Source organism: Dyella telluris (genome assembly GCF_014297575.1).
GTDB lineage: Bacteria > Pseudomonadota > Gammaproteobacteria > Xanthomonadales > Rhodanobacteraceae > Dyella > Dyella telluris.
Genome location: NZ_CP060412.1, coordinates 4455610 through 4468332, shown reverse-complemented (window position 1 = coordinate 4468332; position 12723 = coordinate 4455610). Strand labels below are relative to the sequence as shown.

The following is a 12723-nucleotide window of genomic DNA, read 5'->3' as shown; positions in this document are numbered from 1 at the left end:
TGCCGGGGATGCCGCGGAAAAGTCCCCGTACTTTTACTTAAGTTATTGATCGCTATTTATTTTTTAGCCATGCAACGGGCTTGAAATTTCCTTTTCGCCACCCCGCCCAGATGCCCGTCACGGAGGCCTCCGAAGGCACGCGCCACAGCCATCAGGGTTTCCCACCCTTTGCTCCGGCCCGTCCGGGGGCGGCACTGTCCGGCATGTTCCCTTCCTTTCCCTTACTCAGGCGGGCCGGATCGATCACCACGTGGCGCATGCGCGTGCGCTGCCACGTGTACAGCACGTGGACCCGTCCATCGGCAGACTGGATAACGGCGGGATATGAGTATTCCTGCCCGGGCGTGTCCTCCAGCGTCAGCACTCGGCTCCAGTGCCGGCCGTCCCCGCTGAGTGCCACAGCCAGCGTGCCGCGCCCATCGAACCATTGCGGCCCGGGCTGGGTGGGGTTGTAGACCAGCAGGTACCGGCCGTCCTTCAGAGCCACGGCATCGATGCCGGCATTTGGGTTATCGGTATCCAGCAGCTGCAGTGGCGACCAGTGACGCCCCTCATCGGCGGATTGCGTCCAGAACAGCTTGCCCTGCCGCGTGCGGCCCATAGCCTCGATGGTCCCGTCCTTCATGGGAAGCAGGCTCGGCTGGATGGCATCAATGCCGTCCGATGCCATGTCGTCGCCTGCCACCCATGTCCGGCCGTCGTCTGCGGAACGTTCGACATGCACGTGCCAGCCACCCGACTCCGTGCTCGACGGGCTGAGCAGCTCACCACCGGGAAGCTGGATGGGCTTGTTCTTGATGGGCCCCAGCACGCCTGCCGGAAGCCGCCGTGGTGCGGACCAGCTCACGCCGTCGTCGACGGAGGTCATCAACATGCCCCACCAGTGCTGCGGGTCCGGGCCGACCTTGTAGAACAGCATCAATCGGCCACTGGCCGAACGAAACAGCACCGGGTTCCAGGTGGGCAGGCGCGAACCGTCGCCCTGCACGCCATTGGCCACTTCACGCGGCTTGGTCCACTCACCGGCTGGATGCCTGGAGACCCAGATGCCGACACTCGGATCGCGCTCCTGCTTGCCGCCAAACCAGGCGGCAACAAGGCCATGCGGGGTTTCAACGATGGTTCCCGCATGACACTGAGCCGTGGGCGGGTCCTGATCAATGAACTCCACGGCCACTTCCGCAACACGAGCGTTCCCGGCATGAATGGGCATGGCGAACAGCAAAGCGAGGCCGTAGCGAAATCCCGGCGATTTCACTGCTTTTAGCAGACCTGATGTCATTGACACGTTGTCGATTCCTGCCCTCTAATGCGTTTTCTCAGATGGACGGCTTTACGTCCAAATCATCAAGACAAAGGTTGAGCATGAAGCGACTTGCCCGATCCATCCTTGGCGCCGCATTGGCCTGCGCCCTCCTGCCAGCCACCGCGACAGCGCAAAGCGGGCCGGAGATCAAGCCATCGCCCCAGCAGATTCACTGGCAGGACCTCGAGTTCGGCGTCATCGTCCATTTCGGCACGAACACCTTCCTCGACCGCGAATGGGGTGACGGCACGGCCGACCCCAAGGTGTTCAACCCCGATCACGTGGATGCAGCGCAATGGGCGCGCGCCAGTCGCGCAGCCGGCGCGCGCTACATGGTGATGGTGGCCAAGCACCACGACGGCTTTGCGCTGTACCCCACGGCCCAGAGCAACTACTCGGTAAAGAGCAGCCCCTGGATGGATGGCAAGGGCGATGTGGTGCGCCTGGCGTCCGACGCGGCGCGCGCGACGGGCCTGGAGTTCGGCATCTATCTTTCGCCATGGGATCGCCACGAACCCCACTACAAGCAGCCCAAGGACTACGACGCCTACTACCAGGCCCAGATGGAAGAGCTGGTGCAGCACTACGGCCCACTGGTGGAATGGTGGCTGGATGGCGCCGGCAGCGCCGGGCATGTCTACGACTTTCCCCGCTACATCGAAACGCTGCGCACGTATCAATCCAATGCCATGGTGTTTGCCGACATGGCCCTGTTCGAATACGGCGACATCCGCTGGGTGGGACAGGAGGATGGTTACATCCATGGCGAGAACTGGAATGTCATCGACCGCCACGGCTATGCGCGCTGGCGCCCGGTGGAAGTCGATACGCCGCTGCACGACCTGCACTGGTTCTGGCACCCCAGCGACGAAGCCACGCTGAAAAGCGTCGCAAAGCTGGTGGACACCTGGGAAAACAGCGTGGGGCGCGGCGGACAGCTGATGCTGGGCATTGCACCGGATCGCCACGGCCAGCTCCCCGAAGCGGACGTGGCCCGCCTCGAGGCATTCGGCAAGGCGCTGCGGGACCGCTACGGCGACGCCAGCAACCTTGCCCGCCACCACGTGATCAAGGACGACAACACCGAGGCGGCGCTGGACGGCAACAAGGACACCTTCTGGACCGCGCCCGCCGATTCGCGGCACGCCACGCTCGAAGTGGATTTCGGCCACCCGGTGACCTTCGACCGCACGCTTGCCATGGAGTGGCTGGACGACGGACAGCACGTGCGCAAGTACGCCATCGAAGTCTACGACGGCAAGGCATGGCACGCCGTTGCCAACGCCGAAGCCATCGGTCACATGAAGATTGACGTGTTCCCGAAGGTCACCGCACAGCGCGTGCGCCTGAACATACTCTCCAGCGTGGGCGCGGCATCCATCCGCGAATTCCAGGTATTCAACGCGACGCCATTGCCCTCGCCTTGAGCGATGACTGGCGCGCGATGCAGTTCGCGCGCCAGCTACCGGATGACTGACTGGCGGCGAGGTGACATGCCCCTCGCGAAGACGCCGACGCATGTGCAGGACCCGCACGGGCGCGCCTAGCGCGCCACGTCGGCGTGACCGCTGATGGTGAAGGTTGCCGGCACCTGCCCTGGCGAAGGCTGGTGGCCTCCCGCAAACAACTGGTAGCGCCCTTCCCTCACCGCACGCACACCGTCGGCATCCACCAGGCTCAGGGCACGCGCATCAAGGCGGAAGGTCACATCGCGCTGCTCGCCAGGCGCCAGCGACACACGCTGGAATCCCACCAGCGCACGCTGCGGCGCATTGGCGGCATCGGGATAGGCCAGGTAGACCTGCACCACTTCATCGCCCGCCCGCGCACCGGAGTTGCGCACACTCACCGTTGCATCCAGCGGATCGCCAGCCTTCAGCTGCGCCGACGACACGCTGGGCGCGCCATAGGCGAAGCGGGTGTAGCTCAGCCCATCGCCAAATGCGTACAGGGGTTCGCCACGGAAGTAACGATAGGTACGCCCCTTCATGCCATAGTCGATGAAGGGCGGCAGATCGCGTGCATCACGGTAGAACGTCACCGGCAGCCGGCCCGAAGGATTCAGTACACCGGCGAGCGTCTGCGCGATGGCCACGCCGCCCTGCTCGCCCGGATACCACGCCGCGAGTATCGCGTCCGCATGCTCGTTGGCCCAGTTCAGGGCAACGGCACTGCCACTCATGAGCACCACCACCAGCGGCTTTCCACTGGCGGCCACGGATTCAAGCAGCCGCCGCTGCGTCGCCGGCAGGCCGATATCCGTGCGGTCGCCGCCCAGGAAGCCCGGCACATCCACCTTGAGTTCCTCGCCCTCCACATCCGGCGACAAACCCACGAAGGCCACGACCACGTCAGCCTGATCCGCCACGCGCCGCGCCTCTGCGAGCTGCGCATCGGCCGGCGCAATCCATTGCAGATGAATGCCTTGATCCTCGCCGGAGTGCTGCCACTCCACCCGGATATCTCGTGGGCGCGCATCCGCGATGGCGATGTTTGCGGCAGATGCTTCGTTGTCGCCGGTGCTCGTGATGAGCAGCCGGCCATCCACATAGAGCCGCACCGGGTCGTGCCCCTTGCAGTCGAAGCAGCGATCCTGCCGCACAACCAGGGTGTAATTGCCCGGACCCGGCGGCAGCAGCTGTCCTGTCCAGCGCACCGAGTAGCCGCCCGCGCCCAGCGCATGCACAGGCGGGGCATGATCCGTATCCATGTCGATCTTGCTGTCGATACGCGTTGCCACCGGGCTACCGGACAAGTCCGTGCTGCGGAAGTACTCGCCCTTCAGCCCTGGCGTGTCGCTGCCATCCCCGACCCGCAGTGCCGTCACCGGGACAGGTACCGGCACGCCTTCGGCGAGCGCCGCGCCCTGCGCATAACCCACCCGCTGCGATCCCAGCTGCTGCCGAAGCCCCTCGAGCGGCGTGACGGGATGGCGAGCGGTGCCGTGATAGTTCGCCTCCAGCACCGACAGTGCATCGGCGTTGGGGCCCACCACGGCCAGCCGGACACCCGGTTTCAACGGCAACGTGCTGTCGCGATTCTTGAGCAGCACGATGGATTCGCCCGCCGCACGCAGGGCCAGCGCGCGATCCGCCGCCGCATCGATGCGCGGTCGCGTTGCCTGGGCGTCGAACATCCCCAAGCGGTAACGCGCTGCAAACAGACGGGTGGCAGCCGTATCCAGGTCATGCTCACTGATGTCGCCGTGAGCCAACGCAGCGCGAAGGCCATCGTAGGCCACGCCGCAGTTGAGATCCGTGCCGGCACGCAGCGCGCTGGCCGCCGAACCGGCATTGTCTTTGCGGTAATAGTGGAACTTGGTCATGTCGTCCACCGCATCGCAGTCGGTGACGACATAGCCCTTGAAACTCCAGTCATGCCGCAGCCGTTCGCCCAGCAACCAGGGCAAGGCACACGCCGGCACGCCGCGAATAGCGTTGTAGGCACACATGACCGATCCGGCCTGGGCCTCGACGATCGCTGCACGGAACGCCGGCAGATAGGTGTCCTCCAGGTCATGCGGCGACACATCCACGTCAAACCCGTGCCGGCCCGGCTCCGGCCCGGAATGCACAGCGAAATGCTTTGGCGTGGCAATCACCGTGGGGTGCGAGGGATCACTGCCCTGCAGCCCCTCGATGAAGGCAACCGCGAGCGCCGCCGTCAGCCGCGGGTCTTCGCCGTAGGTCTCCTGCCCACGCCCCCAGCGCGGATCGCGGAAGATATTGATGTTCGGCGACCAGATGGTGAGGCCGTTGTAGCGCGGATGATCCTGATGCAGGCCGGTGGCCATGAACTTGTCGCGCGCCTGCGCCGCCACCACGCCACCCACGGCATGCAGCAGCGCTGGATCCCAGCTCGCAGCCAGGCCAATGGCCTGCGGGAATACGGTCGCCTCTCCAGAACGCGCGAAGCCGTGGAGGCCCTCGCTCCACCATTCGTAGGCGGGAATGCCCAGGCGCGGAATGGCGGGCGCCGCGCTTTGCAGCTGGGCGATTTTCTCGGCCGGCGTCATCTGCGCCACCAGCTTCCCGGCACGCTCGCTGGCCTGATCGGCGGCCGTGGCGGCCGCTGCCGGCACCACCATCGAAAGCAGGCCGATCAATCCAAGCGCAACGCGCACCTGTCTCCGACTTCCCATGCGCAACAGCCTTTTCATCTCAACGCGCCGCATCGGACGCAACCGATGAAACAAACGACACGCGACCAATCGCCGACAGCGAGCCTCGAATCGGCGCCGTGGACAGGATGCAGACATCGTGAGATCCCGCCTGCGCAGCCCACGTGGCAGCGACCCGCCAGGTCGACCCCGGAGCCGACCCTGTCGGCAGTGGCATGCTGGCGATCATCGGTCCATCACAGCTGTCCACGTGAACCTCCAGCTCGCCAGCCGACGTGCGTGCAGCCCGCGAAACCACCTTGGCGGCATCATGTGCAAGACCGTAGTTGCGCGCCAGCCAGGCGCCATCAACGGCGATGCCGGAAACTCCATCCAGCGATATCTGCGGAATCTTCCAGCAACTGCGCATCACATCGACGTTGTAGACCGGCGCGGGCGACGTGGCATCTGGCAGCAACGGTACGCGCAAGCCCAGATCGCCACCCGCACAGGCCTGCATCCCGCTGCCGTCGATGCTCGACATCGTGCGCCCGTCAAAGCGTCGCGCACGGACCCGCGCCAACGGCTCGCCATTATCGGCAAACGTCACGGCGCTGACGGTCGTGCCTGGCGCAATGTCGAACGGTGCGCGATAAACCGTGGAACCCGCGCCGGGCTCCGTGCCATCGGTGGTGTAACGAATGGTGGCGGCGGGAGCCTGGGCGGTGAGTGCGACCGCTATGCGATCGCCTGCCCTGGAACGCTTCCCCTGCATGTCCACCGCGAAAGCGCTGTCGGCATAGTCGATGCCCAGCTGTCGATAACGATTGAACTGCGCAGGCAGGCGTGCCATGAAGTCATCGAAATGGCGCTCGTTCGCCGGCGTCCAGACTGCTTCGGCCAGTGCATCCATGCGCGGGAAGGCCGCATGCTGGATCTGCCACGTTGCGTTGAGGTATTCGGTCCAGATATTGGCCTGCGCACCGAGCACGTGCCTTGCCTGCTCAGCCGTGAGGGCTGGCGAAACAGTCTCGAACGCGTAGACGCTGGCAAGCGTCTGGATGCTGAGCCTGCCCGAGGGCTCATCGCCGCTGCGGCTCTGCAGATTGTCGAGATAGAGTGTCGGCGCAGGCGAAAGCACCACGTCGTGACCCAGGCGCGCGGCGTCGATGGCGCCCTGCGTACCGCGCCATGACATCACGGAAGCGGACGGCGGCACGCCACCCTCCAGAATCTCATCCCAGCCGATCAGGCGACGCCCGTGCTTCGCCAGGTATTGCCCCATCTGCTCGATGAACCAGCTCTGCAGCGCCTTCTCGTCCTTGATGCCGAGCGAACGCATGCGCGCCTGCACGGCTGGCGAGACCTGCCACTGATCCTTGATCGCCTCGTCGCCACCGACATGGACGAAGGTGGACGGGAACAGCTCCATCACTTCATCCAGCACGTTGCGCAGGAAGCCGATGGTGTGGTCGTCCACGTTGAAGAGATAAGGATTGACGCCCCAGTCGATGGATACCGCGGGGCGCGTACCCGTGACACCGAGGTCCGGATAGGCCGCCACGGCTGCCTGCGCGTGGCCGGGCATGTCGATCTCCGGCACGATGGTGATGTGTCGTGCGGCGGCGTACGCCACGATGTCTTTGACCTCGGCCTGGGTGTAGTAGCCACCATAGGGCTTGCCATCACCACCGGGCGGCTGCCGCCACGCACCGATCTGGGTAAGCGCGGGGTAGCGCCGGATTTCAAGACGCCAGCCCTGGTCATCCGTCAGGTGCCAATGGAAGACATTGAGCTTGTGCTGGGCCATGGCATCCAGCAACTGCCGGATCTCGGCCGGCTGCTGGAAATGGCGCGCCGAATCCAGCATCAGTCCTCGCCACGGGAAACGCGGCCAGTCCACGACATGCATGCCCGGAACCGTGACCGCCCCGCGTGAGCCGTCGGGTGTCAGCAACTGCCACGCACTGACGACCCCATAGAACAAACCCGCCGCATCGCGCGCACGAATGCTTATGCCATGCGCATCGACGTCGAGGACATAACCCTCCGCCTGCTTCACGCTCGCGGCGGCATCACTGCGTATGACGATATTGCCGCGACGGCTTGGCGACGCATCGTCCAGTACCGGCAACGACAAACCGCGCGTGCGCGCCAGCAGGTCAGCCAGGTAGTGCGCCGCATCAGCGGCCGCGCGATCACCGGGCGGCACATGGATCGCTGCAGCGGCAGTCACCGTGTAACTGCCCTGCTCCATGCTTATCTGCGCCGGCAGCGGGATGATTGATGGCTCACCCGTGGCATGCGCACCGCCGGCAGCGGCCAGCAGGCTGGCCAGTAACAAGCCGCGTCGCGCGGCGCGCATGCGCTTAGCGGACCGCATCGGGGAGCTCGTCCCACACCTTGGGATCTTCAGCGCCCAGCACCCAGGCACAGAAACCCTCCAGTTTGTCCTGCTTCACCACGTCGTAGCGGTCGCGGAAGGCATGGGCATCGGGCAGGAACACCCATTCGCGCATCTGGTCACGGTAGAAGTAGAACCACGACTCATGTTCCACCGGATCCCACTGCATGGTCGCATTGAACTGTTTGGCCAGCGGGAAGGATTCATCCGCATCGATGTACTGCGCGGAGATATTGGAGTGCTCCTTGCCATCCTCGCCCACCGGGTTGCCGGCGAACCAGTGATAGCCGTACAGGCCGATACCCAGTGAAAGTTTTTCACGCGGCACCAGTTTCATGGCGTAATCGAGGTTTTCCATGACCCAGGGCATGCCGGCCACGGGGCCGGGCGTCGTCCAGCGGGTGTGCTGGTCGTACGTCATCAGGCACACCACATCGAGCACCTGCCCCAGCGCCTTGAGATCGTAGGCGCCGCGCCAGTATTCCCACATCCACTTGCTGAAAGGACCTTCGCCCGCTGCGCCCGGCGCGTTGGGCACCACCGCCATGGACAGCTTCAGGCCCTGCTTGTGCAGCGCCTCGGCGGTCTGCCGGGTGAGCAAGGTCAGCGCGTCGCGATCAGTCCAGGCGATGTTCTCGAAATCGAACTGGAAGCCAGTGAACCCGTACTTCTTCGCCTGCTCGACCAGGCTGGCGATCATGGCCTTCTTGGCCGTTTCATTGCCGAGCAGGTCGTGGAACTTCTTGCGGTCGCCGCCGGCCGAGACGATGGGCATCACCGGCAAGCGATGCGCCTTTGCCAGCTTGAGCACGTAGGGATTGGGCCCGCCCGACACCAGTCCGTTCTCGTCCACGCCATACCAGGTGGGCACGAGCAGGTCGATCTTGTCGATGTGGGCCTCGAGCGAGTTGATCGATTTCTGCGACTCCAGCATGTAGAACAGCGCCGTCGGTGCCTTGGCGAAGGCGCTGGTCGATGCCAGCCCGAAACACAGGGACAGGACGGGGAACATCCATCGTTTCATGGTGCGGCCTTAAGCGAATTCGGCGTGGAGAAGGTGATGCGATAAACGTAGGCATCGGTGCCGATGGGGTGGGGAGGGAGACGCAGGTGCAAACCCGCTGCGTCCTGGGTAAACGGGATGGCTTGCTTGTTGGCCACCGATTCGACGCTGACCACCTTGTCCGCCGGCTTGACCGAGTGGATGGTGGCAACCTGCTTTGACGGCCAGCCCAGCTCGATCGCATAGAGCTTGCCGTCGCGGGTGGTGAAGCGGAAATCATCGGCGGTGTACGGCTTGGTCTTCACATCCTGGAAGGTGCCGGCCGCCACTTCGGTGGGCCCTTCGCCAAAGGTGCGCCACGGCTTGCTGCCGTAGATCGCCTCGCCATTCGTCTTCAACCAGCGACCGATGCTCAACAGCGTGTCCTGCGCACCCTGGGGGATGGTGCCATCCGCGCGCGGGCCGACATTGAGCATCAGGTTGCCATTCTTGCTGACCACGTCCACCAGCATGTGGATGATGAAAGTGGGCGACTTGTACGTGTCGTGCTCGACATAGCCCCAGGAATCGTTGCTGATCGACGTATCGGTCTGCCAGTGCGTGGCGTGGATGCCGCGCAGCTGGCCACGCTCGATATCCAGCGTGCCCGCTCCTTCCGGAAAATCGCCGAGCTTGTAATTCACGACCACGCCGTCACGACTCGCGCCCTGGTTGTAGTAGTACGACAGCAGGCTCGGCAAGGTGTTGCGAAAGGTGGGGTGGCCGATCCACCAGTCGAAATAGATCAGGTCGGGGTGGTACTTGTCGGCGAGCTCGGCCGTGCGCGCCAGCCAGTCGTCGAGCCAGGCCTGGGAAACATAGGTCCAGTCGTCGGCAAGGTTTTCGTCGACCTTGCTGAGATGCGCCACCGCCGGGCCATACAGCTCGGCATTCGCGGGGTCGTTCACGTCCGAATCGAACGTGCGGCCACCGTCGAAGAACCAGTCATGCTCGGCCCGATGGGACGACACGCCAAAGCGCATGCCCTGCCCGCGGATGGCTTTCTCCAGCTCACCAATCACGTCACGCTTCGGGCCCTTCTTCACCGCCGTCCAGTCCGACAGTGCCGAGTCGTACATGGCGAAGCCGTCGTGGTGCTCCGCCACCGGCACGACGTAACGCGCGCCGGCGTCATGGAACAAGCGTGCCCATGCATCCGGATCGAAGTGCTCGGCCTTGAACATCGGCACGAAGTCCTTGTAGCCAAACTTGGACTGCGGCCCGTACGTGGCCACGTGATGGGCGAACTCCTTGGTGCCCTGCTGGTACATGTTGCGCGAGTACCACTCGCTGCCGAAAGCAGGCACCGAGTAGACACCCCAGTGGATGAAGATGCCGAACTTGGCATCGTCGTACCACTGCGGCGACCGGTACTTCTGCAGTGACGCCCAGTCGGCACGGAACGGTCCCTGCGCCACGCCCTTCGCCACGCGATCAAGGATGGCCTTGCGCTGCGGTGCGAACTTCGCACTGGCCTGCTGCCACGCCTGATCCTGCGCGGCGGGCGACAAGGTGTTAGCGGTGGGCGCCGTGTCGGACTGCGCCAGCGCGGCCGCCGACAGAAGCCAGCTGGCGAGCAGCGCGCAGCATGCGGCCGGTTTCATCATGGTTGCGTGTCCCCGTTGGGAAGAAAGTGGGCACTGCCGATATGCAAGGGGTGATAGTCGCTGGTTGTGCCACCTACAGGAACGCCCTCCGGTGTCGTCACCTCGATGGCCAGATGCACGGCAGCATCCTTGCCGGGCACGGGCCATGCGCCGTCGAAGTGGATCGGCTGGGCCAGGTCAGCCAGGATCGCGTCGCCATGGCCAAGCTCATGCCCCCGGTCGTCCACAGCCTTCCAGTGCGCCAGGTAGCCGCGCATGGGATACGACGGCAGGTGCGTGTCGGCATAACCGGTGACGGTTGCCTGGAAGCCGTGCAGGCCATCTTCGCGCACCTGCCACTGCGTGCTCACCGACAAGGGCCGGTTGCGCGCCTCGTAAACAAAGTACGAGGGCTTGCGCTGGCGGTTCTCGTCGACCACACCGTGATCCACGTAGCCCTCGGTCTGGCCGGGCCACAGGTTCCGGTGCGACTTGTAGTCCTGATACGTCCAGAAGATCACGCCACCAATGAAGCTGCGGCGCTGGAACGCATCCATCTGCTGCAGCAGGTTTTCACTGCGCGCCTTGTCCGCTGACGCCGGGTCGGGCGAGAACACACCCGGGTAGCCAAACTCCGAGATGATCACCATCTTGTCGGGATAGGTGCGGTCCACGAAATCCAGCCACGGCTCGACCTCGCTGCCGCCACCACTCCATGAGCCGAAGTAGGCGTTGGCCATGATGAAATCGACATCGTGCATGACCGGTGCGTCCTTCCACGGCTTGATGCTGATATCGGCATCGGCAAAGGTCACGTAACGACCCGGATCGATCCGGTGGATCAGCGACGCCATGGCGTCGACATAGGCCCGACCACCTGGCTTGGAGGCATCGCTTTCGTTGCAGACGCTCCAGGCGAAGATGCTGGCGTGGTTGCCGTCCTGCTCGATCATCTCGCGCATCATGTTGCGTGCGAGCGCAAGCAGGTCGGGATTCTTCAGTTGTGCCTCGCTGAACTGCCAGATGGGGATCTCCGGCACGAGCAGGATGCCGTGGCGATCGGCGAAGTCCAGCACGGCATCGCTCTGCGGGTAATGCACCGGGCGCGACAGGGTGGTGTGCAGCGCGACCATGTCGGACCAGTCATGGCGGATCGTGCCGGTCGATTCGGCCAGACCCTCCCAGGGCGAATCCGCGTGACGCGTCAATCCGCTCAGTCGCACGGGCTTGCCGTTGACGTAGAGCTTCCGGTCGCGGATGACAATGTCGCGCAAGCCAAAGGTATCGCTGCGCGAATCAAGCACCGTGCCATCGGCCGAGCGCAATTCCGTGACCCACTGGTACAGGCGCGCGTCGCCCACGTTCCATAGCTGCGGATGCGGCAGCGCCACTGAAAGCGTCACGGTGGCCGGCTGACCCGCCTTTGCCGCAACATCCTGCCGGGCCTCGGCAACGGTCTTGCCATCGGGGTCGATCACGCGGGCGGTCGCCGTATAGCTACCACCACTGGCGTCGACACTCTCCACGAAAACCTGCGTGCTCACACTGGCCGAGTCGCCGGCAAGCTTGCTGCCGATGCGTTGCCGCCGGATCAGTGCGTGATCGTTGACGGTGAGCCAGACATCACGAACGATGCCGCCGTAGTGCCACCAGTCGTACCACACGTTGCCGCTGGCAGCCTGGCGCATGGCGTAACCGGGAATGGTGGCCATGCCGGGGCGGTTGTCCAGGCGCACGGCGATACGGTTCTCGCCGGCATGCAATTGCCGGCTGATGTCGAAGCCATACGCGGTATGTCCGCCTTCGTGCCCACCCACCTCCACGCCGTTGACCCAGACGCGGCTGCGATAGAACGTGGCGCCGAAATGCAGCTCCACGTGCGATGACAGCATGGATGCAGGCACCACGAACGTCTTGAAGTACCAGGCGACGCCCTCGTAGTCGTCGTCCTTGCCGATGTTCCAGGTGTGCGGCACATCAATCGGGCGCGTATCAGCAGGCGTCGTACCTGACCAGCCGGCCGTCAGGCCCGTATCCGCCGAATCGGTGCGGAATCGCCAGTCGTGATCCAGGTCGATGCGGGCCTGTGCGTGACCAGCGAGCGGCCACAGCAGCATCAACCACAGAACCACGCCCGCCCTGCCAAACGCGAATCGCATGCCCAGCCCCTGCTTCGTCAGCACCGGAGTGCCGGAAGAAACCTGCGCCGCCCAACTCACCGGCGCACATCGAACAACCGTTACCAGATAAAGCGCTTCGGCATGTCGCGCCGCCCCCGCCCACCCT

General features: G+C 64.5%; 7 protein-coding genes. 1 reads left to right on the top strand and 6 read right to left on the bottom strand.

The window, feature by feature from the left end; genetic code table 11:
- Positions 1-151: 151 nt before the first annotated feature.
- Positions 152-1171, bottom strand: coding sequence for a sialidase family protein (locus H8F01_RS19740; RefSeq protein WP_238481066.1), 1020 nt, complete (start codon positions 1169-1171; stop codon positions 152-154).
- Positions 1172-1365: 194 nt separating this feature from the next.
- Here H8F01_RS19740 and H8F01_RS19735 point away from each other — a divergent pair, with 194 nt between their 5' ends.
- Positions 1366-2733, top strand: coding sequence for an alpha-L-fucosidase (locus H8F01_RS19735; protein WP_187056716.1), 1368 nt, complete (start codon positions 1366-1368; stop codon positions 2731-2733).
- 116 nt (positions 2734-2849) lie between these two features.
- On the opposite strand, the gene H8F01_RS19730 is transcribed toward H8F01_RS19735, so the two are convergent.
- Genes H8F01_RS19730 through H8F01_RS19710 form a run of 5 tightly spaced genes read right to left on the bottom strand, consistent with a single transcriptional unit; the run spans position 2850 to position 12596 of the window.
- A complete protein-coding gene (locus H8F01_RS19730; protein WP_425490046.1) occupies positions 2850-5465 on the bottom strand; it encodes a glycoside hydrolase family 3 protein in 2616 nt (871 codons plus the stop codon).
- A 1-nt stretch (position 5466) separates the two neighbouring features.
- Positions 5467-7788 carry a family 20 glycosylhydrolase gene (locus tag H8F01_RS19725; RefSeq protein WP_187056714.1) on the bottom strand — a complete coding sequence of 774 codons (2322 nt, stop codon included), beginning with the start codon at positions 7786-7788 and terminating at the stop codon, positions 5467-5469.
- On the bottom strand, positions 7775-8833 hold the full coding sequence (locus tag H8F01_RS19720) for a glycosyl hydrolase family 18 protein (protein ID WP_187056713.1): 1059 nt from the start codon (positions 8831-8833) through the stop codon (positions 7775-7777). The genes H8F01_RS19725 and H8F01_RS19720 overlap by 14 nt, the downstream gene beginning before the upstream one ends.
- A complete protein-coding gene (locus H8F01_RS19715) occupies positions 8830-10455 on the bottom strand; it encodes an alpha-L-fucosidase (protein ID WP_238481271.1) in 1626 nt (541 codons plus the stop codon). Before H8F01_RS19715 ends, H8F01_RS19720 begins: the two co-directional genes overlap by 4 nt.
- Complete coding sequence (locus H8F01_RS19710; protein ID WP_187056711.1) at positions 10455-12596, bottom strand: glycoside hydrolase family 2 protein; 2142 nt, start codon at positions 12594-12596, stop codon at positions 10455-10457. The genes H8F01_RS19715 and H8F01_RS19710 overlap by 1 nt, the downstream gene beginning before the upstream one ends.
- Between the last annotated feature and the right edge of the window lie 127 nt (positions 12597-12723).

Excerpts from the sequence above, each read along its gene's own strand:
- H8F01_RS19735 (WP_187056716.1), top strand. The coding sequence starts at position 1,366 with ATGAAGCGACTTGCCCGATCCATCCTTGGCGCCGCATTGGCCTGCGCC.
- H8F01_RS19730 (WP_425490046.1), bottom strand. The coding sequence starts at position 5,465 with ATGAAAAGGCTGTTGCGCATGGGAAGTCGGAGACAGGTGCGCGTTGCG.
- H8F01_RS19725 (WP_187056714.1), bottom strand. The coding sequence starts at position 7,788 with ATGCGGTCCGCTAAGCGCATGCGCGCCGCGCGACGCGGCTTGTTACTG.
- H8F01_RS19720 (WP_187056713.1), bottom strand. The coding sequence starts at position 8,833 with ATGAAACGATGGATGTTCCCCGTCCTGTCCCTGTGTTTCGGGCTGGCA.
- H8F01_RS19715 (WP_238481271.1), bottom strand. The coding sequence starts at position 10,455 with ATGAAACCGGCCGCATGCTGCGCGCTGCTCGCCAGCTGGCTTCTGTCG.
- H8F01_RS19710 (WP_187056711.1), bottom strand. The coding sequence starts at position 12,596 with ATGCGATTCGCGTTTGGCAGGGCGGGCGTGGTTCTGTGGTTGATGCTG.